Genomic DNA, 22,450 nt, shown 5'->3' on the forward strand with positions numbered 1-22,450 from the left:
CTGTTCCGGGTAATCGGAGTGCCGTCTTCCGGTGCGCGGGGTTCCCTGGAAGGGAACCGCCGAGGGAGGCCGCATGGTGCACGGTCGCCGCAGTACGAGCCGCTCCGCGGCGTGCGGCGGGCCGTACCCCATCGCCGTCATGCTGCTGCTGGCGGCCACCCTGCTGCACGCGATGCTGACCCTGGGGGCCGGCCAGGTGTCCCCCTCCGGCCCCGACCACAAAGGGCCCGTCGCCGTGGCCCCCACCGCCCCGGTCGCCGGCGAGGACGGCTCCCCGGAGCCGCGGCCCGCCGTGGTGCGCGCCCGGGAGGACGGTGAGCACCCGGCCGGGCACACCGGTCACCCCGGGCGCGTCTGGCGGGCCTCGGCCGGCACCCATCGATCCCTTCCGACGACGCCCGGCCCGCTCGCCGTCGTCACCGTCCGCAGCGGCCTCGTCGGCCGGAAGACGGGCGTTCGCGCGGTCGGCACCGGGGCCGAGCCGTCCCTCATCCAGTTCTCCTCACGGACCGCCGTGCTGCGCTGCTGACCGGCCCCGGGCCGTCCGCCACCCCGTTACCGCGCCCATGCGCGGATCCCGGGTGCGGTACGCCCTCCCCGGCCCGCCGTCCACGCCCGACACCGCAGGAGTACTCGCATGCCGATCGATGTGTTCGCCGCCATGCGCGCGCTGATGCGCGCCGAGGCCACCCGGTGCCCCACCGCCCCGCCCACCACGACCGCCGACCCCTCCCCGCCCCCGGCCGACCCGGTGGCCGCCCCGGTCCCTGCGGCGGCCACCGTCCCCGGTCCCATGCCCGCGGCGGCCGCCGCACCACGACGACCGCGGCGCCTGCCGCGCTGCCGCGCCTTCCTGCGCGCCGTGCGCCGAGCGGTGTCGCTCTGCCTCAAGGGACGCGCGGCCAGGGAGGAAGGGTGACGGGGCGCTCCGCCTCCTCCTCATCCCGGTCCGTCGCCGTGGCCGTCGGGTCCGTTGCCGTGGCCGTCCGGTCCGTTGCCGTGACCGCCCCGCACCGCATCCCCCGCGTCTCCCGCATCTCCTGAACCCCCGGTAGCCCCGCCCGACAGCAACCGCTCGCGCTGCGCCACGGCCCAGGCGTAGCCGGGGTTCATCTCCACGGCGCGCTCCAGATCCGCCAGCGCCTCCGTCCGCCGGCCCAGTGCCTCCTTGGCCAGCGCCCTGCTCCCCAGCGCCCAGGCGTATCGCGGATCGAGGGTGAGCGCCCGGTCGTACAGCGCGATGGCCTCCTCATACCGCCCCGCGAAGCGGTACACCTCGCCGCGCTCGCCCAGTGTCCCGGGGGTGTCCGGCTCCAGTCCCTCGGCCCGGTCGAGATCGTCCAGCGCCCCCGTCACATCGCCCAGGGCGCTGCGGACATGGGCCCGCCGGACCAGGGCCCAGGTGTAGTCGCCGTTCAGCTCGATGGCCCGGTCCAGATCCGCCAGCGCCTCCCGCACCCTGCCGAGCGCGGCCTTGGACTGGCCGCGGCTGCCGAGGGCCAGATGGTCCGCCGGATCGGCCTCGATCACGCGGTCGAGCTGGCGCAGCGCCTCCTCGTGCCGGCCCGCCCTCCGCCAGGTCTCCCCGCGCTCCCGCAGGACCCGCCTCGATCCCGGCTCCAGCGCGTCGGCGCGGTCCAGCGCCTCCAGAGCCGCGGCGTAGTCCCCGGTGGCCCGGTGGATCACCGCCTGGCCCAGGTGCGCCCGAACCATGCGGGGGTCCAGGTCGAGTGCTCGGCGGAAATCGTCCAGCGCCTCCTCGTACTCCTCGGCCGAACGGTGGTGCCGGCCCCGCACGACAAGGGCCGCCGCCCGCTCGGCGTCGTCCGGCTCCGAGCGCCCGAGCAGCAGCCCCAACAGCTCGATCCCGTGCCGTCGTTCGTCCGCCAGCGCGGCCACGGCGCGCTGCCCCCAGGTGCGCACCGCGTCCGCGTCGGCGTCCTGGCCCGCCTCGACCAGCATCCGCGCCCAGCGGCGGGCGATCGGCGTGCCCGCGTCGCAGACGTCGATCCCGTCCCGCAGCACGGCGGGCAGCGCCGCCGACGGCCGGGCGCAGAGCAGGTGGTACGACTCCTCCAGGCGCAGCGCACGCCACGCGTCCTGCTTCCACAGCGCGGTCGCGTCCAGGCCCTCCGCCGCCTCCTCCCGCCACCGGGCGAAGGTCCCGGCCAGCCGGGTGTGCGCCGCGCTCCACCGCTGTGGCGAGCCGGTCTGCTGGAGGCGCAGCATCGGGGCGCGGACGACATCGTGGTACCGGGCCGATCCGGGGGGACCGCTGACGAAGGGGAGCGACCGCAGCCAGCCGAACAGGCAGGCCGCGGCCTCGTCCACGGCTGCCCGGAAGACGTCCTCGTTGAGCCGCCGAGGCAGCGCGCCCGCCAGGGCGGCGGACCGGCGCACCGGATCGTGCTCCCGCCTCAGGAACCGCTCGACGGCCGTGGCGCTGGGGTCGGCCAACTCGCCGGGGTGGCCCGGGGAGCCCGCGTTCTCGGCGAGGGTGGACACCAGGACCGGCAGCCGGCCGGAGAGCCGTAGCACATCCCGTACCACCGGCTCGTCGGTGATCCCCTTGGCGGCCAGGAGCTGCCGGGCCTCCGCGTCGGTGAACGGCTCCAGGGGCAGGTCGGCGACGACATCGGCGAGGTCCGCCCAGCAGCCGGGGTCGAGCCGGGTCTGCCCGGCGAGTACGAACACGGTGTTCGGGGGCAGCGTGCCATGGCGTTCGCTGGTCAGCAGGGAGCGCAGCCAGGGGCCGAGCAGGGGGCCGGTGCGCTCAAAGGTGTCGAAGAGGAGCACGGCCCACGGCGCCTCGGCGGCCGCCTGCGACAACTCCCTGACCAGCAGCGGAGTCAGCGCCTCGACCGGGTCCAGCACCAGTTGGACGTCCTTGTGGTCGCGGAAGCGGGAGCTGAACGCGGCCCGCAGCCGGTCGGTGCCCTGCGCGAGCGGCAGCGGGTCGACCGCCCCGGCCAGCGCTCCGACGCCCGGCACCATGCCCAGGCCGGCGAGCCCCGCCCGCGCGGCGGTCAGGCTACCGGCGCTGGGCCCCGGCGGCTCGCCCTCCGCCGGAATCGACTCGGCCTCGTGGCGGCGCTGCCGATAGGTGGCGAGCTTCCGGTCCAGGGTGGCGAACTCATGCCCTTGCCCGGCGAATTGGGAACTGATGGCGGCCATCGCCTCGGGCACGCTGTTCACCGTCTCGTCGACACGCGCGGTGAGCGCCCCGTACTCCAGGCGGGCGGTCTGCTCCAGCTGACGGAGGAGCCAGGTTTTGCCGACGCCCGCGTTGCCGTGGATGTGGAAGAGGAAGCGATGGCGTTCGTCCTCCGGGGGCAGCCCGAAGTTGGCGCGGAACGCCTCCTGTTGCTCGCGCCGGCCCACGAACCCGGCGCGTCTGCGCCGCTGGATCAGCTCCTGCATCGACGGCCGCGCCCGCCCCATCGGCCCCTCCTCCGGTCCGGCTCCAGTCTGCCACCCGGAGCATGGCCCGCGAGCATATTCCTTAATGGTTTTCGTTTTCATTTAGCCTTTGGAGGTGAACACCATCCGCCCGTGAGCTGCGCGCCCAGCCGCGCGACGCCAGTGCCACGCGGGTCCGCGAGCGGGACGCCGTGGACGGACGGCCGCGCGGCCATCTGCGTGCCTTCGGCTTGTCCCGGGTGCGGATCCGCACGGAGGCGCACGCCGGACGTCTGCCCGGGGTGCGCAAGGCCGGCTGGTGGTTGCCCCGATCGTCCAGTGGGCCCATCGCGTGCCGCACGCGCCTACGCCGGACGACGGCCGGGGGTGCGGTGGCCCCCCCGTCGAGCCTGTGTCAGGGCACACCCGCGAGACGGAGCAGTGCCGTGGTGGCGGCCGCCGCGATGACGATGACCATGAACGGGGCCTTGCGCCAGGCCAGGACGGCGCCCGTGAGGACACCCGCCGGTCTGGCCCAGCCCGCGAAGCCCTGGGCCTGGGTCAGGGCGGCGGTGGCCAGGAGTGCGACGAGCAGCACCGCCGCTCCGGTGGCGAGCAGTTGCTGGACCCGGGCGGGCGGCTGGAGGCGGCCGTGCAGCAGCGGACCGGCCAGCCGGAAGCCGTAGGTGCCCACCGCCAGCAGGAGGATCGCGGTCAGGGTCATGACGGCCTCCGGAGGGCGAGCAGTCCCGCCAGTGCGAGCAGGACCGGTAGGCCCGAGGGCAGGAACGGGGTGGCGGCCAGCGCGATGGCGGCGCCGAGCACTGCGGCGCGGCGGGTGCCGGGGTCCCGTAGCGCGGGGAGGGTGAGCGCGAGCAGCACGGCCGGATACGCGGCGTCGAGGCCCAGCGCGTCGGTGTCGCCCAGCGCGTCTCCGGCCAGTGCCCCGGCGAGCACACAGACGTTCCAGACGGTGAACAGTGCGAGGCCCGAGAGCCAGAACACGCCTCGGCGGCGGGCCGGTTCGGGCTCGGCGAGCGCGAAGGCGGCCGTTTCGTCGGTGATCAGATGGGCGCCGAGCAGCCGGGCGGGGCGACTGGTCCCGAGGGAGTCGGCGATGGCCAGGCTGAGGGGCGCGGTGCGGGTGTTGAGCAGCAGCCCGGTGGCCGCTGCCGCGAGCGGACTGCCGCCCGCCAGCAGAATGCCGACCGCGCTGAACTGGGCGGCGCCCGCGAAGACGAGCAGCGACATCGCCACGGGTATCCAGGCGGGCATGCCGCCCGCGACCGCGATCGCGCCGAAGGAGATGCCGATCACCCCGTCGGCGAGGCAGACCAGGGCCACGTCGCGCAGTAGGCGCGGATCGTATGTTCGGAGAAGCGAACGCATGTTTCCTAGAATGAACACAGGGAAAAGTGTTCGTCAAGCCGAACGATCGTACTTCTGGAGCGAACGATGACCGATGGCGCCGCCCCCCGACTGCCGCTGGACCGGATCGCCGCATCCCTGCGCCGGGAGCGCGTGCGGGCCGGGCTGTCGCTCTCCGAGCTGGCCAAACGGGCGGGAATCGCGAAATCCACGCTGTCCCAGCTGGAATCGGCGACCGGCAATCCGAGCGTGGAGACGCTGTGGGCCCTGGGTGTGGCGCTGGATGTGCCGTTCAGCGCGCTGGTCGATCCGCCCCGCCCGGCGGTGCGGCTGATTCGGGCGGGGGAGGGGCCGTCCGTGCCCTCGGAGCGGGCCGACTACAGCGCCACCCTGCTGTCCTCGAGCCCGCCGAGCGCGCGGCGGGATGTCTACTTTCTGCGGGTGGAGCCCGGTCCGGGGCGGGAGTCGGATCCGCATATGCCGGGCACCGTCGAGCATCTGATCGTCAGCACCGGGCGGGTGCTGGCCGGGCCGCACGACGAACCGGTCGAGCTCGCCGCCGGGGACTATCTGTCCTACCCCGGTGATGTGCCGCATATCTGCCAGGCGTTGGAGCCCGGCACCACCTGCGTGATGATCATGCAGCACGGCTGAGGCCCCGCGCCCTCCCTCGTTCAATCGACGACGTACTCGATTCATGGCCTGGGGTGCGCCGGAGACCGGCGTCCGCCGCAATGAACCGAATTCACTCCGCGAACGCGGCGTTGGGTGAGGTGGCCGCCGCCGACGCCGCCTTCCCGACCTGGGCCGCGATGGCCCCGTTCGAGCGCCGCGGGTATTCCTCACGACGGCGGATCTGCTGGAGTCCCGCGCCGCCCAGGCCGCTGAGATCATGGCCCCATGAGGCCGGGGGCACCACGCCGTGGGCCCACTTCACTCCGGCGCTGGCCGCCAAGGAGGCCGCCGCCGCGATCACCGCGCCGCGCGGCGAGGTGCTCACCGCCCAGGAGTGGCCGGCGGCGGTGAGCCCGACGGCGCGGTCCATCCGGCGAAGGTGCTCGGTGCGTCACCCCGGACATGAACCTCCACCACGCCGAGGCGTTCGGCCGCCAGGTCTGTGTGATCGAGACCTTCGCCGCCGACGACCGGGCCGTGGCCGTGGCAATGCCGCCGACCCCGGCCTCACCTGCGGCATCATCGCCGAGAACGGCACCCATGGTCTGCGCGTCGCCCGCCGTATCAGCACCGGCATCGTGCATGTGAACGATGTGAACGACCAGTCGGTGACGGACGAGCCGCAGGCTCCATTCGGTGGAATCAAGCAGTCGGGATACGGACGCCTCGGAGGCCGCTGAGGCATCGAGGCATTCACCGACACCCGCTGGATCACCCTCACCACCCAGCCCGCCCACTACCCCTTCCAGGTTTCGACCCGCGGATCGACATCCGGCTCGCCGCCGCGCCCGAATCGCACGGTCGGGCCGGGTCGAGGCATTACCTTGACGATCACTACACAAGGTCGCAGGGAGAAGAGCAGGGAGAAGACGATGGTGACGAGGACGCGATCGAAGAGCGTCGGCGCGGGCCGGGGTATGCGCCGGACCGCCGCCGTGCTGGCCGTCGGCGCGCTGGGCCTGGCCGGGCTCACGGGCTGTGGCGCGGACGGCGCGAAGGACTCCAGGGCTGACGGCGACAGCCGCGCGCGGAGTGAGCCGAGCGCGGCCGCCACGACGACAAGCGCTCCACCCACTTCCGCATCCGCCAAACCCTCCGCATCCGCCAAACCCTCCGCATCCGCCAAACCCTCCGCATCCGCCAAACCCCCCGCATCCCGCAAACCCTCCGCATCCGCCAAACCCCCCGCGGACGTCAGGGCGTGCTTCGACGGCACCTGCCAGATCACCCTGACCAAGCCCACCACGATCGACATCGACGACGCCATCGGCATCAGCTCGCTCTCCATCAGCCGCATCACCGCGAATTCCGTGACCCTGGAGGCCACCACGCCGACCGGATCGCACCTGACTTCAAGGACGGGGCAGGGCGGCCTCAGCGTCCTGAATGACATGGCCATCCGGGTGAAGCAGATCAAGGACGGGACCGTTGTTCTCGCCCTGTCGGTCAGGGAGTAGCCGCACCGGTTCGGTCAGAGGGAGTAGCCGCACCGGTGGCGAGGAGATCGTGGGCAGCCGGTCCCGTGGGGCTCAGCTCATGTACGGGACGAGGCGGACGGCCCCGGGGCGGCGGGCCGCCAGCCGCGGCAAGCGGATGGTGGAGCGCGCGACCTGCTCCTTGGCGCGGGCGGCGGCGCCCCCGCGCAGGATCCGCTCGCGCGGGGAGTCGTCCGCCCGTACGAACTGGATGAGCCCGTCCCGGCGGCCGAGGCTCACCCCCTGCGACAGATAGCGGAAGTTCGGTCCACGAAGACCGGCCCGGGGGCTGCGTTGACATCGCGCCGGTGCACCACCATCGTCGTGGGGTCGAGCCCCCGGGTGAGACGGTGGGCGAAGCGCGCCACCTACTCGTTGCCGAGGACCGGGACACGGGCAGCGGCGACCTTGCCGCCACCGTCCGAGCGCCAGACGGCCTCCGGGTCGAGGATCTCCAGCAGCCCGTCCGTGTCGCCGCCCATCACCGCCCGGAGGAACGCGTCCAAGGCGCGCCGGTGCTCACCGCGGTCCACGGATCGCCGTGGCGCCTCGGCCCGGACCCGCTTGCGGGCGCGCGAGGCCAGCTGTCGTACGGACTCCGCGCTGCGCCCCACCACCTCGGCGATCTCGGGGAACGGCACCGAGAAGACATCGTGCAGGATGAAGGCGGTCCGCTCGGCGGCAGTCAGCCGTTCCAGCACGGTCAGCAGCGCGAGGCCCACCGACTCGTCGAAGGCCCACCGACTCGTCGAGCGTCACCCGGTCCTCCGGCCCGCCGTCCGCCATCACCGGCCCGGGCAGCCATGGCCCGACATACGCTTCGCGCCGCACGCGCGCGGAGCCGAGCAGGTCGTAGCAGATCCGGCTGACGACCGTCGTCAGATACGCGCAGGGGTCGTCGGCCTCGCCGCCGGGCAGTGCCTGCCGGCGCAGCCAGGTCGCATGTACCGCGTCGTCGGCGTCGGCGACCCGGTCCGGTGATGCGATAGGCGACGGCCCACAGCCGGTCGCGATGCCGTTCGAAGTCTGCCGACTCCGCCATGTCCTCGATCCTCTCGTGTGCCTGAGCTAAGGGACGGCACAGCGCCCGGGAGTGTGACATCCGGCCGTATCACCGGGGCGGGGCGGGCCGGTCGTATGCGTGGGGTCGTATACGTGAGCACGGGAGAGACGAAAGGGACTGGCGCCCGGACCGCACCCAGGCGTAAGCAAGAGATGTGCAGACGCGGCAGGGTCCCCCGGATGCGGGCCGGCCAAGGCGGCACCGCTCCGCCGTGGCCGCGATCCCCCTGCTGCTCATTCTGCTGATCACGATCGGCGATGTGCTGGCCCCGGCGAGCGTCCGGCTCGGCCCCGTGCTGATCGCCGCCCCCGCGATGACCGCGTCGTTCGCCGGGCCCCTGCTCACCGGCTGCGTCGGACTCGTGGCGGTGGGCGCCCAGATCGGCATCAATGTCTGGGAGGGCGCTCTGACCGCGCCCAGCCGCCTGGCCGAGCTGCTCACCCTGGTCCTGGTCTCCGTGCTGATCGTGCTGTTCCGGTCGGTACTCGACCGGCGCGCCCGCGAGCTGAGCCGGGTCCGGGCAGTGGCGCATGTGGCGCAGAAGGTGCTGCTGCGCCCACTGCCCGATCGGGTCGGCCCGCTGCGGATCGCCTCGGTCTATCTCGCGGCCGAACCGGGCGCCGAGATCGGCGGCGATCTGTACGCGGCGGCGCGCACCTCGCACGCCACCCGGCTGATCATCGGCGACGTCCGGGGCAGCGGGCTGACGGCTGTCGCGGACGCCTCGCTGGTGCTCGGCGCCTTCCGGGCGATCGCCCACTGGCCCGTCCCACTGACCGACCTCGTGGCGCATCTGGACACCGCCCTGTCCGCGGAGCGGACCGAACCCGCGGACCAGGCGCCCGGGGCGGGGGAGTCGTTCGTCACCGCCGCCGTGCTGGAGATTCCAGACGACCGGTATGTGGTGCGGATGGTGAACTGCGGGCATCCGCCGCCGATCCTGCTGCGCGACTCCACGGTCAAGGCGCTGGAGAGCCCGGCGCCCGCGCTTCCGCTGGGGCTCGGCGACCTCGCGGCCGACCGCTACCACGTCGAGGACTTCCCCTTCGAGGACGGCGATCTGCTGCTGCTCTACACCGACGGGGTGATCGAGGCGCGCGACGCGAAGGGCACCTTCTACCCGCTCACCGCACGGCTCCCCAGCTGGGACGGCGAGGGCCCGCAACCCCTCGTCGACCATCTCCGCCACGATCTGCTCAGCCATATCGGCGGCCACCCCGGTGACGACGCCGCGCTGGTCGCCCTCGAACGCCGAAGCGCGGGCGGCTGAGCGGCGCGAATCCGCTCAACAGGTTCACTCGGCCGAGCACCGCTAAAATGGTGACATGGGGAACGGGAACCAAGGCCCTGAGGACTTCGGGCCAGACCCCCTAGGCGACTTCCTCGCCCGCTTCCTGGGAACGGGGCCGGCCGGGCAGCGTGCCGACTCCCGGCATGTCGATTTCGGCAGGCTGATGAGCGAGCCCGCGCGCCACCTTGTCTCGGCCGCCGCCTCGTACGCCGCCGAGCACGGCAGCACCGACCTGGACACCGAGCATCTGCTGAGGGCGGCGCTCTCGTCCGAGCCGACCCGGACCATGGTCACCCGCGCCGGGGCCGATCCCGACCGGATCGCCCAGGAGATCGACCAGGAGGCCGGGGCGGGCCCGCCGCGCAATTCGGTCGCCGTCACCCCCGCCGTCAAGCGGGCGCTGCTGGACGCGCATGAGATAGCCCGCTCCCGGGGCGCCTCGTACATCGGCCCCGAACATGTGCTGATCGCGCTTGCCGCCAACCGGGACTCCACCGCCGGGCAGATCCTCAACGCCGCCCGCTTCGAACCGCGGGCCGCACCGCAAGGAACGGCCGGTCCCCTCGGCCCCCCGGTGGACCAGCGGCCCGTCAGGGACCAGAGCGCCACCCCGACCCTCGACCGGTTCGGCCGCGATCTGACCGAGATGGCCCGTGAGGGCCGGATCGACCCGGTGATCGGCCGCGACGAGGAGATCGAGCAGAGCATCGAGGTGCTCGCCCGGCGCGGCAAGAACAACCCCGTCCTCATCGGCGAGGCCGGTGTCGGCAAGACCGCCGTCGTCGAAGGGCTGGCCCAGCAGATCGTCGATGCCGACGTACCGGACATCCTCCTCGGCCGCCGCGTCGTCCAGCTCGACTTGGCGAGCGTCGTGGCCGGCACCCGCTTCCGCGGCGACTTCGAGCAGCGGCTCACCGGCATCATCGACGAGATCCGCGCCAACTCCGATCAGCTGATCGTCTTCATCGACGAGCTGCACACCGTCGTCGGCGCCGGCGGCGGCTCCGAGGGCGGCTCGATGGACGCCAGCAATCTGCTCAAGCCGGCGCTCTCCCGCGGCGAACTCCATGTCATGGGCGCGACCACGCTCAAGGAGTACCGCCAGTACATCGAGAAGGACGCCGCCCTCGCCCGCCGCTTCCAGCCCATCATGGTCCCCGAGCCGACCCCCGGGGCCGCCGTCGACATCCTGCGCGGGCTGCGCGACCGGTACGAGGCCCACCACCAGGTCCGCTACGCCGACGAGGCGCTGCTCGCGGCCGTCGAGCTCGCCGACCGCTATCTGACCGACCGCTTCCTGCCCGACAAGGCGATCGACCTGATGGACCAGGCCGGCGCGCGCGTACGGCTGCGCTCGAGCGCCCGCGGCACCGATACGCGCGCCCTGGAGCGCGAGGTCGAGCAGCTCACCCGGGACAAGGACCAGGCCGTCGCCTCGGAGCAGTACGAACGCGCCACCGCGCTACGGGACCGGATCGCCGAGCTGAGCGGCCGGCTCACCAAGGACACCGGTACGCATTACCATGGCGGCCGCGTCGCCGAGGTCACCGTCGAGGACATCGCCGAGATCGTCTCCCGGCAGACCGGGATCCCCGTCAGCAGCCTCACCCAGGAGGAGCGGGAGCGGCTGCTCGGCCTGGAGGAACACCTCCGCAAGCGGGTCATCGGCCAGGAAGATGCCGTCTCCGCCGTCGCCGACGCGGTGCTCCGCTCCCGGGCCGGCCTCGCCGACCCCGACCGCCCGAGCGGCAGTTTCCTCTTCCTCGGCCCCACGGGAGTCGGCAAGACCGAACTCGCCCGCGCGCTGGCCGAGGCTCTCTTCGGCAGTGACGACCGCATGATCCGCCTCGACATGAGCGAGTACCAGGAGAAGCACACCGTCAGCCGGATGATCGGCGCTCCGCCCGGCTACGTCGGGCACGAGGAGGCCGGGCAGTTGACCGAGTCGGTGCGCCGACAGCCCTATTCGCTGGTCCTCTTCGACGAGGTGGAGAAGGCTCACCCCGATGTCTTCAACATGCTGCTGCAGGTCATGGACGACGGACGGCTGACGGATTCCCAGGGCCGCACCATCGACTTCAAGAACACCGTCATCGTGATGACGAGCAACCTCGGCTCGGAGGCCATCACCGGGCGCGGCACGCTGGGATTCGGTACCGGGGACGAGGAGGCCGACGAAGACGCGCGCAGGGAACGGGTGTTGCGGCCCCTGCGCGAGCACTTCCGGCCTGAGTTCCTGAACCGTATCGACGAGATCGTGATCTTCCGTCGGCTCGCCGATGAAGAGCTGCGGCAGATCACCGACATGATGCTGGAGGAGACCCGGCGTCGGCTGCGGGCCCAGGACATCCCCATCGACTTCACCCCCGCCGCCGTCCAGTGGCTCGCCGAGCACGGACACAAGCCGGAGTACGGCGCCCGCCCGCTGCGCCGTACGATCCAGCGCGAGATCGACAATCCGCTCTCCCGGATGCTGCTCGACGGCACACTGCGGCCGCACCACCCGGTCGAGGTCGACGTGGAGGACGGACGGCTGGCCTTCCGCACGGACGGGACGGAGTACTCCGACCACACCCAGCGCACCCAGCGCACCCAGCGGTAGCGGGTCAGCGGCCCATCGTGAGGCCGTCTCTCTTCGCGTCCCGGCTGAGGACCGCGTCCTGGATGAGGTTCAGGGCGCTGGTGTAGCCGGCGTTGCCGGGGCTCTTCTCCAGTGCGCGGGGGAGGTTGACGAGGGTGATCGGGTCGTTGTCCACGGCGTGCGGAATGAACTCCGCCTTCTTGACCTCCCATGCCTTGCCCGCGGTGGCGGGCGGCGCGAAGGTGAAGCGGGCGGCGGAGCCCATCTGCCCGCGCTTGTCAGGCATGATGCCCGCGATCTGGTCGCCCATCCCGTAGACCACCCAGGTGCCGTTGACCTTCTCGTACGCCTGGGGGATATGGGCGTGGGTGCCGATGATGAGGTCGATGTCACGGCGCCCGCCACGGGCCGACGCGGTGAGCTTCTTCGCGAGCGAGAGCTGGAGTTCGTCCGGCGCCTGCTGCCACTCGGTGCCCCAGTGCACGCTCACCAGGACCACCTCCGCCCCGGCGCGCCGGGCGGCCCGTGCGTCCCTGATGATCCGCGCCGGGTTGATGAGATTGACCAGCCATGGCTTGCCTTTGGGCACCGGGATGCCATTGGTGCCGTAGGCGTAGGCGAGATGTGCCACCTTGGCGCCCCCTGCCTCCATGATGGTCGGCCGGGTGCTCTCCGCGGCCGAGCGGGCCGATCCGGCGTGCTTGAGGCCGGCCCGGTCCATGGCGTCGAGGGTGCGGACCACTCCGTCGGTTCCGGCGTCCAGCGTGTGGTTGGAGGCGGTGGAGCAGGAGTCGTAACCGAGCCGTTTGACGGCGTCGGCCAGCTGCGGCGGCGTCTTGAAGGTCGGGTAGCCGGTGAACGGCCCCTGGGCGGCGCCGTAGACCGTCTCCATATGGCAGATCGCCAGGTCCGCCTGGGCGACGATCGGCGCGGCCGCACCGAGCATGCGCCGGAAGTCGTAGCCGTCGCCGCCGGCGTCCGCCCGCGCCTGACGGATGACCGAGTCATGGACCAGGAGGTCCCCGGTGGCCACCAGAGTGAACCCCTTGGATCCGGCCTGCGCCCGGGACTCGGCCGCCGTCTTCGAGGGCTTCTCCCCGGCGTCCGGGGCGGCCGGTGTTCCGCCGCCGCACGCGGTGACGGTGCCGAGCAGTGCGGCGGCGAGCAGCGCCGTCCGATGGTGTCGGTGAGGGAACACGGTTCACTCCGCACTCATGTGGGCGAAATAGATCGGATTGTCATATTTATATGCACGGCGCGAGGGGTCCTTGCGGGGCGGAGCGGAGCTTCACTGGATCGGCCGACCGGGCGGATGCGCCCCTCGGGCGGCGGCCGCCCCCCCTTGTCCGCCGGGGAAGGGTGGCCCGGTACCGTCAATGACCTGCGGAGGAAGCCCGAGCGGCGCGATACGGAGCGGAAGGCCGAGTGTGAAGATCGACTGGAACAGGCGTACCTGTGCGCGGCGCGGACATGTCACCTATGTCCCCACGGAGGACACGCTGCGTGAGCGGCTGCACGCCGCCACCGCCCTCGGTGACGCCTGGCGCTGTCTGCGCTGCGGTGACTTCGCCCTCGGCGAGCCCCATGGCGCGGGGCCCGCGGCCGACGCCCCGCTCGTCCCGCGCGGCAAGGCGCTACAGGACTTGATCATCATGCGTTTCATCGCCGTCGAGCGGGTCATCCGCGGGCTGTTCGTCCTGCTGGCCGCCGCCGCGGTGTGGAAGTTCAGCAACAGCCGTAACTCGGTGCACCGGCTCTTCGACGAGTACCTCACCGTCTTCCGCCCGGTCGCCCGCCACTTCCACTACGATCTCGACCACTCCCCGGTGGTCGACACGATCCGCGAGACCTTCGAGTACCGCCACTCCACGCTGGTGCTCGTGGCCGCCGCCCTGTGTGCCTACGCGGCGATCGAAATCGTCGAGGGCGTGGGGCTGTGGATGCTGAAGCGCTGGGCCGAGTATCTGGCAGTGGTGGCCACGGCCGCCTTCCTGCCGCTGGAGATCTATGAGCTGACCGAGAAGATCAGCTGGTTGAAGATCGCCACCTTGATCGTCAACATTCTCGCGGTGCTGTACATCCTGCTGTCCAAGCGGCTGTTCGGGCTGCGTGGCGGGCGCGCGGCCTTCGAAGCCGAGCGGCACAGCGCCTCGCTGATGGAGGTGGAGACGGCGGCCGGCGCCACCGCGGTCTGAACCGTCCGCCGCGACTTCCGTTCCATTGTGGCCCGTTGTGATGCGCGATGCGCGGAGCCGGCACCATGGATCCGCTCCGTCATCACCGCTCGTGCCGCGGCCGCGCTTCGCGCGGCCCACCAGGTGTTCGAGGGGGAGCGGAGTACGACAGGCGGTGGTGCTGGTGGTGTTCGACTCCGCAGAGCCACCCGAGGGCCTGCCGCCGGAGCGGCGTGCCGCCCATGAGGCGCGCGCCGCGTGGGTCGCCGAGGCCGGGGAGTCGTTTCTCAGCTGCTTCACCCCGGAAGAACTGGCCAAGGAACTGCGCCGGTTGGGCTTCTCCGAGATCGAGGACATCCGCTACGGCGCTCTTCCGGCCCGGTACGAGGGCGAGCGCCGTGAGGCCGATGGGGCTGCGCAGTCCAGGGAGCCGTCACGGTCAGCGGACGGGGGATCTGATGTGATCCACACCTGGCTCCAGCGAGGCGGTTATGCGCCGCGGGGGGTGAGGCCCGGGCCGCATGATGGCCGAGACCTCAGCACCACGAGCGTCGAGTTCGGTGTTCTCTGACGGCCGCTCGACGACGTCAACGTGCAGGAAGCCTTCGCGGTCCTGCGGGGATCGCTCTCGAACCGAGCGGTGAGGACGACCTTGCCGTACCGGTCGGCGCCCCTGTGGGCGGTCACGGCGACACCGACGTCCACCGTCCTGCCGGCCTCGGCGGTGGCGAGCCGGTTGGCGGTCACGCGGAATGCCAAAGGCGCCGGGCTGCGGATTGCCGAACCGGGTCGATCCGGTCGGCCGGCTGACCGTGAACTCCTCGTCGGGGTAGTCCAGCACAGCGCGCCCTTGAAGGTGCGCTGCGTGGGCTCGACGGCCGGATCGGCCCACGGTCCATCGAGACACACATGAGGGCCAACTTACCTGTCCGGTACGGCGTCTGCGGCTGCCGAGCCGATCAGAGAGCGCGATAGCGTGTACAGGCCAACGGAAGGCTGTCGGCCTGGGGGAATGCCCCGGCTTCCCGTCTGGCGCGACTCGTGGATACCCAGCACTAGGAGCCCTCTTGACCAGCCCGGAACAGCGCATGGCTGACCTGCTCAAGACCTTCGGTGAGCCTGCGGCGAGCACCGCGTACCTGCTGTGCGACCGGAACCCGGCCGACGCCGTCGCGTTCACGGTGGTGGACAGGAACATGACCGGCCATGACATGACGTTCGGCGAGCTGCGGGACCGTTCGTCGCGGATGGCCGGTGCCCTGGCCGCCCTGGGAGTCGGCGTCGGCGACCGCGTCGCCACCTTGATGGGCAAGTCCGCCGAACTGCTGGTCGCCACCCTCGCGATCTGGCGGCTCGGGGCCGTACAGGTACCGCTGTTCACCGCGTTCGCACCGCCTGCCATCGGCTTGCGGACCACCGGCAATGGCACCAAGGTGGTGATCACGGATGCCGACCAGCGCCCGAAGCTGGACCCGGAGTCCGGATTCACCGCCGGGCGTCCCTGGCAGATCGTCACCGTCGGCCGGGCCACCGGGTCCGACCTGGCCTTCTCCGAACTGGAGGGACACGCCCCGCTCTCCGAGCCGGTGGCCGCCGGCGGCGACGGGATCATCGTGGAGCTGTTCACCTCCGGTACGGCGGGCAATCCCAAGGCCGTCCCGATTCCGCTGCGGGCGGTGGCGGGCTTCGCCATGTACCAGGAGTTCGGGCTGGGCCACCAGCCCACCGATGTGTTCTGGAACGCCGCCGACCCCGGGTGGGCCTACGGTCTGTACTACGCCATCATCGGGCCCCTCGCCCTCGGGCGGCGCAGCCTGCTGCTGGGCGGCCTGTTCTCCGCCGAGTCCACCTGGAATGTGCTGTCCCGCCACGGTGTCACCAACTTCACCGCCGGGCCCACCGTCTACCGGAAGCTGCGTGGCGCCCAGGTCCCCGTCCCCGGCGATCTGCGGCTGCGCCGCTGCTCCGCCGCTGGTGAACCGCTGCCGCCGGACGTCGTCGACTGGGCGCGCGAGGCGCTCGGCGTCCCCGTGCGCGACCACTACGGCTCGACCGAGCTGGGCATGGCGATCGCCCACGCCTGGCACCCGGACCTGCGCCGTGACATCAAGCCCGGCTCCATGGGCCGTCCGCTGCCCGGCTGGGACGTGCGGATCCTGCGCGAGGACACCAACTCCGCCGTGGCCGCCACCGGTGTCCCCGGCCGGGTCGTGGTGGACATCGACGCAAGCCCCTTGATGTGGTTCACCGGTTACCGCGACGCGCCGGAGCGCACCGCCGAGAAGTTCAGCCCCGATGGACGCTGGTTCTACACCGGTGACACCGCCGCGCGGGACGAGGAGGGTGATCTGTTCTTCGCCGGACGCGACGACGACGTCATCCTGATGGCGGGCTACCGCATCGGCCCGGTCGAGGTGGAGAGCGTGCTCACGGAGCACGAAGCGGTGATGGAGGCGGCCGCGGTCGGCGTACCGCACGAGGAGTACGGCGAGGTCGTGGAGGCCTTCGTCGTGCTGCGTCCCGGGACGGAGGCGGGCGACGCGCTCGCCGCCGAGCTGCAGAACCTGGTCCGGGAACGGTTCGCCACGCACGCGTATCCGCGGAGCATCCACTTCGTGCCCGAGCTGCCGAAGACGTCCAGCGGCAAGACCCAGCGCTTCCTGCTGCGTCCGCGGCAGACGTCCTCACGCCGCCGCTGAGGCGGTTCGGCGACCACGCCCGGAGCACCGCGCCCCTGTCCCGTGGATCACACCGGGACAGGGGCGCTTGTGCGCTCAGCCCTTGGAGCGGGACACAGCCTCCCGTACGGCCTCCTCCGTGCGTCCCACCACCGCCGAGCCGTCGTCCGCTGTGATGATGGGCCGCTGGATCAGCTTCGGGTGCTCCGCGAGCGCCGCGATCCAGCGGTCCCGGGCGCTCTCCTCGCGCGGCCAGTCCTTCAGCCCGAGTTCCTTGGCGACCGCCTCCTGGGTCCGGGTGATGTCCCACGGCTCCAGCCCGAGCCGGTCCAGCACCGTGCGGATCTCCTCCCGGCTCGGCACGTCCTCCAGATAGCGGCGGACGGTGTAGCCGGCACCCTCCGCGTCGAGCAGACCGAGTGCGCTACGGCACTTCGAACACGCCGGATTAATCCAGATCTCCATGGCGCACACCGTACCGCGAGACCGGCTCGGACCGGTCCTGACCAGGGGGCTTTGTCAGTGGTCGGCCGTAGAATAGAGGCAGTTGAAGGGAAGGTTCCCGACCGTCTCAGGAGGATGCCGATGGCCGTTGCCGTAACCCCTCTTCCGGAACTGCCGAGCTTTCCGACCCTGCCGAAGAAGCGGATGCCCGCCGGGCACCCGCGTGAGTGGTACGAGTCCCACAACCGCCGCCTGAAGGCCATGCGCCTGGCCATCGCCCTGCTCAACTCCGGCGTCTACCGCCCGGAGCAGGCGCCCAACCGCAGGATACGCACCACCGCGGCCCGGATCGGGGTCCGCCCGCCCTCCGACACCACCTGCCGGATGGTGCGTTCCCTCATCCGCGACGACCGCTGACCACCACGGCTCCCGCCGCGTCCCCCGGGGGCGCGGCGGGGTGCCCACCCCCGGCGAGGCCAGGGCGGCGGAGCAGCGGCCCCCGCGCTCAGTACGTGGGCAGCGGTTGCTCCGCCCAGATGCACTTGCCCGTCGGGGTGAAGCGGGTGCCCCAGCGGTGGGAGAGTGCGGCGACCAGCTGGAGCCCGCGGCCGCCTTCGTCGGTGTCCGAGGCGCGGCGGATCCGGGGCGTGGTCGGACTGCCGTCCGAGACCTCGCAGAGGAGGCTGCGGCTGCGCAACAGCCGTAGCTGGATCGGGCCCTTGGCATGCCGCACCACATTGCCGACCAACTCGCTGACCAGCAGCTCGGTGGTCATGGCCAGCTCGTCCAACTGCCAGGCGCCGAGCTGGTCGCGCACCAGCCCGCGGGCCTCGCCCGCGGCGATGGGGTCGTCCGGCAGTGGCCACGAGGCGAGGTTGTCCGGGGTCGTCGAATGCGTCCGGGCCACCAGGAGCGCGGCGTCGTCCTGGGTCTGGGACTGCTCGGGCAGCAGTGCGGCGACGAGGGTGTCGCACAGCTGGTTGAGGTCGTCGAGGACCTTGGCGTCGCTGCGGTCCGCCGGGCGTGGGTCCCGGTCGCCCGCTGTCAGGCGGGCCAGCAGCCCCGGCGTCGTGGCGAGCGCTCTGGTCAGGGTCCGGGCGAGATAGGCCATGCCGCGGTCGATGTCGCGGGTGGCGGACTCGATGAGGCCGTCCGTGCACAGCACCAGGATGCTGTCCTTGGGCAGGTGGACCTCGATGGTCTCGAACGGCGGGGTCGCCGCGCCGAGCGGAGGGTCGGGGGAGAAGCCGGGGGAGTGAACCGTGCCGTCGGGGTGGATGATGGCGGGCGGGGGATGCCCGGCGCAGGCGAAGGCGCAGCGGCTGGTGGTCGGGTCGTAGACGGCGTAGAGGCAGGTGGCGTAGAAGTCGTCGCCGAGGGCGCCCACCAGATCGTTGAGATGGGTGAGCAGCTCGTCGGGCGGGAGTTCCAGATCGGCGAGGGTGTGCACGGCGGTGCGCAGCCGCCCCATGGTGGCTGCCTCGGAGAGCCCATGTCCCATCACATCGCCGATGACCAGGGCGACTCGTTCCCCGGACAGTGGAATGAGGTCATACCAGTCGCCGCCGACCTCCATCCCCTCGCCCGCGGGCAGATAGCGGGCGGCGGCGGTGATGGCGGGCAGCGCGGGCAGGGTGCGGGGGAGCAGACCGCGCTGCAGCTCCTGGGCGCGGGTGTGCTCGGCGTCGTACAGCCGGGCCCGTTCCAGCGCCTGGGCGACCAGTCCGCTGAGCGCGGTGAGCAGGGTGCGCTCCTCCTCGGTGAAGTGGCGCGGCCGGTCGAAGGAGACGACGCAGTACCCGGCCTGCTGATCGGAGGCGACCAGCGGAAGAAACGCCCACGCCTTCTTTCCGCTCAGCGGAAGGTAGCCGACCACGTCCGGGAATCGTCCGGCGTAGTCCTCGGGCGAGGAAATGAAGATCGGGATACGGGATTCCAGTACCTGCACGACGGGGGAGAAACGCGGCACGGGGATGTTCTGGAGGTAGGTGAGGAATCCTTCCGAATATCCGCTCGCGCCCACCAGCCGCAGCCGCTCGTTGTCGATCAGCTGGCAGACCAGCCCGGTGGCGCCGAACGGCGGCAGCACCCGGTCGGCGACCACCTTCACCACCTCCCGCACGGTCAGCGTCTCGGCGAGAGCGCTGGTCAGCTCGGCGATTCGGGTTGCCCGCTCGGTGGCCGCGTGGGCGGCGGCGGAGCGCTCGGCGTCCAGGGCCCGGCGGTCGGTGACATCGGTGATCAGGATCGCCATTCCCTCGGGCACCGGGACCAGCCGGAGGTGGTACCAGCGGTCGCTGCTCGGCCGGCGGGCATGGAAGTCGATGGGCGCCCTGGCGGACGCGGCGCGCCGGAAGCGGGGCTCCACCCCGATCGCCCGCGCCCTGGGCAGCTCCCACAGCACCTGGCCCAAGAGGTCACCGGAGGCTTTGAGGAAGTGCTCGGCCTCGACATTGGCGAAGGTGATCCGCCCCTCCGCGTCGACCACCAGGAATCCGTCGCCCAGGTACTGCAGGGCGTGGCCGAGGGAGTCCCGGGCGTTCCGGGTTCCGGTGGTGTCCCATACCGTGCCGACCATCCGGGCGGGGACACCGCCCTCCTGGGACACCACGGCCCCCCGGGCCTGCACCCAGCGGTACGCCCCGTCGGGCTGCCGCACCCGGTACTCGACGCTGTACACGCCCCGGTCGCGCAGCGCCTCCGGGCAGGACACCGCCTCCACCCAGGGCAGGTCCTCGGGGTGGATGGCGCCCAGCCAGGTGGTGACCTGGCCATCGAAGGTACCGGGGGCGAATCCCAGAACCGACTGGGCCTGATCGTCGCAGGTCAGGCTGGAGGTACGCAGATCCCATGCCCAGGCGCCCATCCGCGCCGTGCGCAGTGCCCCCTCCAGCGTGGGGCCGGGCCCCCGCCCCTCCGGAGGCCGGGTGGGCCCGTCGCCCGTGGCGCCGGCCGGGGCCGCCCACGACCCGGGCAGCCGCCCGGCGGCCCAGCGCGTGACCGTACGGGCGAGCTCGCGCTGCGCCGTGTCGCCCGTTCGGGGCGTGGCCGTCAGCACCGACAGCACGCCGATCGCCGGGCCGTCGTCCATGGGCACCGGGACGGAAGTCATGCAGAGGTCGGGGGGACCGGTCCGGGCCAGGGAGCCGTCGCCGATCGCCGGCTGGGAGGCCCAGACCGGGACGCTGTCCTGGAAGGCGCTCATGGGGGCGACGGGCTCACCCCAGCGGATGGACTGCCAGGCATGGACCAGCGGTCCGGTGAGCCCGCTGGTGGCCACCAGGCGCAGTCCCAGCCCGTCCTGCCCGCGCAGATGGGCCATCCCTCCGAGGCCCGCAAGCCCGGCGACCAGATGATCGAGTGCCAGCCGCAGCAGCTCGGCGTCGCTCAGGCCCTCGCCGGCCGCTTCGAGCAACCGAAGCCGGGCCTCCTCCGGCTGACCGGTCGGGGCCTGTGCGGGACCCGGGTGCCGATCATGTACACCCATTCCATCACCTGCGCTCCGGGGGTCCGGGTGGACTTCCTCGCGCTCTCATCCACTCCCTTCCAAGGATATGTCCGAATTTCAACGATTTCATCATGCGAGGTGGGAGTTGGCTTCCCGTTGCGGGGCGCGCCGAGCGGACGCACGCTCTCCTTGACGGAGGGAGTCCCCCATGACCCAGCAACCGCCGTCGGGGGCGGTCGACCGTCCGGTCATCGGCTCGTACGCCACTTATGCCGATGCTCAGCGCGCGGTCGATTACCTGGCCGACAGCAAATTCCCGGTGGAGCGCACGGCGATCATCGGGTCGGACCTGCGGATGGTGGAGACGGTGCTCGGCCGGCTCACCCGGGGCCGTGCGGCGCTCGCCGGCGCCGGTACGGGAGCCTGGTTCGGCCTGCTGATCGGGCTGCTGCTGTCCGTGTTCGCCCCGGGACCCCACCATGTGATCGTGCTGCTTTTGAGCGGTATCGTCTACGGCGCCGTTTTCGGTGCGATCTTCGGCTTTGTCGGACATGCCATGACCGGGGGACAGCGCGACTTCGCCTCGCGCAGCCAGATCGTGGCCGCGCGCTACGACGTGGTCGCGGACGCCGAGGTCGCCGAAGAGGCACGGAGCATGCTGGCCACGCTCGGCCGGTGAGAAGACTGACCCGGACAGGCGGAGATTCGGGTCACGCCTGGCCGGCCCGGCGGCCTGCGGTCCGTAGCGCCTTGTGCAGGGCGCCCACCTCTTCGGGTCCCATCTGTTCGACGAAGTGGGCGAGCGCGGCGGGCCGGTCCTCGGTGGTGCGCAGCGCGTCCTCCATCAGGGCGGCGGTGTATTCCTCGCGGCTGCGGACCGGTGAGTACACCCAGGCCCGGCCCTCCTTGGCGCGCAGCAGCCAGCCCTTGTTGTAGAGGATGGTGGCCACGGTCATCACCGTGGTATAGGCGACAGGTCGGTGGTCATTGATGTCGTCCACGATCTCCCGGACCGTCGTGGGACGCTGCCAAGCCCAGAGGCGGTCCATGATCTCCGCCTCGAGCTCCCCCAACCGTCGCATGGAGCGCTTCCTTCCGCCGTTAGTACGGAGGCCCATAGTAGAGACCCCGCCACGGCCCGCTGCGGGCGCCCGGCGGAAATCCTCAACTCCCCTTGTACGCGATACGCTTGGCGCCGCACGCATTCAGCATCGACACAGTGCCGAGGAAGGGGAGTCCGGGTGACTGGTCTCAACAAGGGGCTTCGGAAAATCGAGGTGGCGCTCAAGTGGGATCCGAGCCCCACCGGTGAGCCGGCCAACGATCTCGACATCGTCGCGGCACCCTACCCCGCCGGGGATCCTTACGGTGAGCCCGCGTATCTCGTGCACTTCGAGAGCCGCTCGCCGGACGGCACCATCACCCTCAACAGGGACAGCCGGACCGGCCAGGGCTTTGGCACCGATGAGTCCATGACCCTGGAGCTCGACCGGATATCGGCCGATTACTCGCGGGTCGTTGTGGGCATAGTGATCCAGCAGAGTGCCGGACGGAAGACGTTCGGGGAAGTCGCGAACACCCATGTCCGTATTGCCGAGGGATACACCGAGCTGATGGCGAGCGACTTCACCGGTGTCTCCGAAGCCACTGCGGCCACGGTCGCGGTATTCACTCGGGACGACTCGGGGGAATGGGGAATGCAGAGCGCTATTCGCGGATTCGATGCTGACCCGGAAACCTTTGCGCAACTGATGGGCAAGAATTATTCCTGAGCGGTCGCGTTTGTCTCAGCAATGGCCCCGGTTCTGACATCGAGTCACCCATACGGACCGCCCCTCCGAGTGGAGGGGCGGT

General features: G+C 71.6%; 20 protein-coding genes and 4 pseudogenes. 14 read left to right on the forward strand and 10 right to left on the reverse strand.

Annotated elements, in window-relative coordinates; all coding sequences use genetic code 11:
- Positions 1 to 73 precede the first annotated feature (73 nt).
- Together ABZU99_RS10505 and ABZU99_RS10510 are read left to right on the forward strand one after the other, a co-directional pair.
- Positions 74 to 529 (forward strand): hypothetical protein, encoded by a 456-nt coding sequence (locus ABZU99_RS10505; protein WP_356045196.1) that lies wholly within the window; start codon positions 74 to 76, stop codon positions 527 to 529.
- 108 nt (positions 530 to 637) lie between these two features.
- Positions 638 to 919, forward strand: coding sequence for a hypothetical protein (locus tag ABZU99_RS10510; RefSeq protein ID WP_355949858.1), 282 nt, complete (start codon positions 638 to 640; stop codon positions 917 to 919).
- Between the two features lie 20 nt (positions 920 to 939).
- Here the strand turns inward: ABZU99_RS10510 and ABZU99_RS10515 are convergent, their stop codons facing one another.
- Positions 940 to 3,441, reverse strand: coding sequence for a tetratricopeptide repeat protein (locus tag ABZU99_RS10515; protein ID WP_356045198.1), 2,502 nt, complete (start codon positions 3,439 to 3,441; stop codon positions 940 to 942).
- Between the two features lie 110 nt (positions 3,442 to 3,551).
- Between ABZU99_RS10515 and ABZU99_RS10520 the strand changes: the two are divergent.
- A pseudogene (locus tag ABZU99_RS10520) lies at positions 3,552 to 3,719 on the forward strand (30S ribosomal protein S14); the annotation flags it as partial.
- A 95-nt stretch (positions 3,720 to 3,814) separates the two neighbouring features.
- Here ABZU99_RS10520 and ABZU99_RS10525 read toward each other — a convergent pair.
- Positions 3,815 to 4,123, reverse strand: a complete 309-nt coding sequence (locus ABZU99_RS10525; RefSeq protein ID WP_355949853.1) for an AzlD domain-containing protein — start codon at positions 4,121 to 4,123, stop codon at positions 3,815 to 3,817.
- Positions 4,120 to 4,788 carry an AzlC family ABC transporter permease gene (locus tag ABZU99_RS10530; protein WP_355949851.1) on the reverse strand — a complete coding sequence of 223 codons (669 nt, stop codon included), beginning with the start codon at positions 4,786 to 4,788 and terminating at the stop codon, positions 4,120 to 4,122. The genes ABZU99_RS10525 and ABZU99_RS10530 overlap by 4 nt, the downstream gene beginning before the upstream one ends.
- A 66-nt stretch (positions 4,789 to 4,854) precedes the next feature.
- Between ABZU99_RS10530 and ABZU99_RS10535 the strand changes: the two genes are divergently transcribed.
- On the forward strand, positions 4,855 to 5,421 hold the full coding sequence (locus ABZU99_RS10535) for a helix-turn-helix domain-containing protein (RefSeq protein WP_356045201.1): 567 nt from the start codon (positions 4,855 to 4,857) through the stop codon (positions 5,419 to 5,421).
- 91 nt (positions 5,422 to 5,512) lie between these two features.
- On the opposite strand, the gene ABZU99_RS10540 is transcribed toward ABZU99_RS10535, so the two are convergent.
- Entirely contained in the window at positions 5,513 to 5,812 is a 300-nt protein-coding gene (locus ABZU99_RS10540) for a hypothetical protein (protein ID WP_356045204.1), read from the reverse strand.
- Between ABZU99_RS10540 and ABZU99_RS10545 the strand changes: the two are divergent.
- Positions 5,777 to 6,188 (forward strand): annotated as a pseudogene (locus ABZU99_RS10545) (aldehyde dehydrogenase family protein); the annotation flags it as partial. The gene ABZU99_RS10540 and the pseudogene ABZU99_RS10545 sit on opposite strands and share 36 nt — an antisense overlap.
- A gap of 126 nt (positions 6,189 to 6,314) precedes the next feature.
- A complete protein-coding gene (locus ABZU99_RS10550; protein ID WP_356045286.1) occupies positions 6,315 to 6,899 on the forward strand; it encodes a hypothetical protein in 585 nt (194 codons plus the stop codon).
- Positions 6,900 to 6,971: 72 nt separating this feature from the next.
- On the opposite strand, the gene ABZU99_RS10555 is transcribed toward ABZU99_RS10550, so the two are convergent.
- Together ABZU99_RS10555 and ABZU99_RS10560 are read right to left on the reverse strand one after the other, a co-directional pair.
- Positions 6,972 to 7,157 carry a hypothetical protein gene (locus tag ABZU99_RS10555; RefSeq protein WP_355949846.1) on the reverse strand — a complete coding sequence of 62 codons (186 nt, stop codon included), beginning with the start codon at positions 7,155 to 7,157 and terminating at the stop codon, positions 6,972 to 6,974.
- 17 nt (positions 7,158 to 7,174) lie between these two features.
- Positions 7,175 to 7,959, reverse strand: a pseudogene (locus ABZU99_RS10560) (sigma-70 family RNA polymerase sigma factor); the annotation flags it as partial.
- Between the two features lie 232 nt (positions 7,960 to 8,191).
- Between ABZU99_RS10560 and ABZU99_RS10565 the strand changes: the two are divergent.
- Together ABZU99_RS10565 and ABZU99_RS10570 are read left to right on the forward strand one after the other, a co-directional pair.
- Positions 8,192 to 9,250 (forward strand): PP2C family protein-serine/threonine phosphatase, encoded by a 1,059-nt coding sequence (locus ABZU99_RS10565; RefSeq protein ID WP_356045207.1) that lies wholly within the window; start codon positions 8,192 to 8,194, stop codon positions 9,248 to 9,250.
- 55 nt (positions 9,251 to 9,305) lie between these two features.
- A complete protein-coding gene (locus ABZU99_RS10570) occupies positions 9,306 to 11,873 on the forward strand; it encodes an ATP-dependent Clp protease ATP-binding subunit (RefSeq protein ID WP_356045210.1) in 2,568 nt (855 codons plus the stop codon).
- Between the two features lie 4 nt (positions 11,874 to 11,877).
- Here the strand turns inward: ABZU99_RS10570 and ABZU99_RS10575 are convergent, their stop codons facing one another.
- A complete protein-coding gene (locus ABZU99_RS10575; protein ID WP_356045213.1) occupies positions 11,878 to 13,050 on the reverse strand; it encodes a CapA family protein in 1,173 nt (390 codons plus the stop codon).
- Between the two features lie 229 nt (positions 13,051 to 13,279).
- Between ABZU99_RS10575 and ABZU99_RS10580 the strand changes: the two genes are divergently transcribed.
- The 3 genes from ABZU99_RS10580 (at position 13,280) to ABZU99_RS10590 (ending at position 16,725) form a co-directional block, all read left to right on the forward strand.
- The gene (locus ABZU99_RS10580) at positions 13,280 to 14,047 is read left to right on the forward strand and encodes a DUF2127 domain-containing protein (RefSeq protein WP_355949835.1); all 768 of its coding nucleotides are present in this window, start codon (positions 13,280 to 13,282) and stop codon (positions 14,045 to 14,047) included.
- Positions 14,048 to 14,213: 166 nt separating this feature from the next.
- Positions 14,214 to 14,597, forward strand: coding sequence for a hypothetical protein (locus ABZU99_RS10585; RefSeq protein WP_355949832.1), 384 nt, complete (start codon positions 14,214 to 14,216; stop codon positions 14,595 to 14,597).
- Positions 14,598 to 15,114: 517 nt separating this feature from the next.
- Positions 15,115 to 16,725, forward strand: coding sequence for an AMP-binding protein (locus ABZU99_RS10590; RefSeq protein WP_356227787.1), 1,611 nt, complete (start codon positions 15,115 to 15,117; stop codon positions 16,723 to 16,725).
- 75 nt (positions 16,726 to 16,800) lie between these two features.
- Here the strand turns inward: ABZU99_RS10590 and ABZU99_RS10595 are convergent, their stop codons facing one another.
- Positions 16,801 to 17,169 (reverse strand): arsenate reductase family protein, encoded by a 369-nt coding sequence (locus tag ABZU99_RS10595; protein ID WP_355949826.1) that lies wholly within the window; start codon positions 17,167 to 17,169, stop codon positions 16,801 to 16,803.
- Between the two features lie 120 nt (positions 17,170 to 17,289).
- Between ABZU99_RS10595 and ABZU99_RS10600 the strand changes: the two genes are divergently transcribed.
- Positions 17,290 to 17,565 carry a hypothetical protein gene (locus ABZU99_RS10600; RefSeq protein WP_355949824.1) on the forward strand — a complete coding sequence of 92 codons (276 nt, stop codon included), beginning with the start codon at positions 17,290 to 17,292 and terminating at the stop codon, positions 17,563 to 17,565.
- Between the two features lie 88 nt (positions 17,566 to 17,653).
- Here ABZU99_RS10600 and ABZU99_RS10605 read toward each other — a convergent pair whose 3' ends face one another.
- Positions 17,654 to 20,563 (reverse strand): SpoIIE family protein phosphatase, encoded by a 2,910-nt coding sequence (locus ABZU99_RS10605; protein WP_356227789.1) that lies wholly within the window; start codon positions 20,561 to 20,563, stop codon positions 17,654 to 17,656.
- Positions 20,564 to 20,804: 241 nt separating this feature from the next.
- Here ABZU99_RS10605 and ABZU99_RS10610 point away from each other — a divergent pair, with 241 nt between their 5' ends.
- Positions 20,805 to 21,275 (forward strand): general stress protein, encoded by a 471-nt coding sequence (locus ABZU99_RS10610; RefSeq protein ID WP_355949818.1) that lies wholly within the window; start codon positions 20,805 to 20,807, stop codon positions 21,273 to 21,275.
- A gap of 31 nt (positions 21,276 to 21,306) precedes the next feature.
- Here the strand turns inward: ABZU99_RS10610 and ABZU99_RS10615 are convergent, their stop codons facing one another.
- Positions 21,307 to 21,678: a BlaI/MecI/CopY family transcriptional regulator gene (locus ABZU99_RS10615; protein ID WP_356045223.1), complete on the reverse strand. Its 372-nt coding sequence runs from the start codon at positions 21,676 to 21,678 to the stop codon at positions 21,307 to 21,309.
- 141 nt (positions 21,679 to 21,819) lie between these two features.
- Between ABZU99_RS10615 and ABZU99_RS10620 the strand changes: the two are divergent.
- Positions 21,820 to 22,368: pseudogene (locus tag ABZU99_RS10620) on the forward strand (TerD family protein); the annotation flags it as partial.
- Between the last annotated feature and the right edge of the window lie 82 nt (positions 22,369 to 22,450).

The organism is Streptomyces sp. NPDC005266 (assembly GCF_040607655.1).
Classification (GTDB): domain Bacteria; phylum Actinomycetota; class Actinomycetes; order Streptomycetales; family Streptomycetaceae; genus Streptomyces.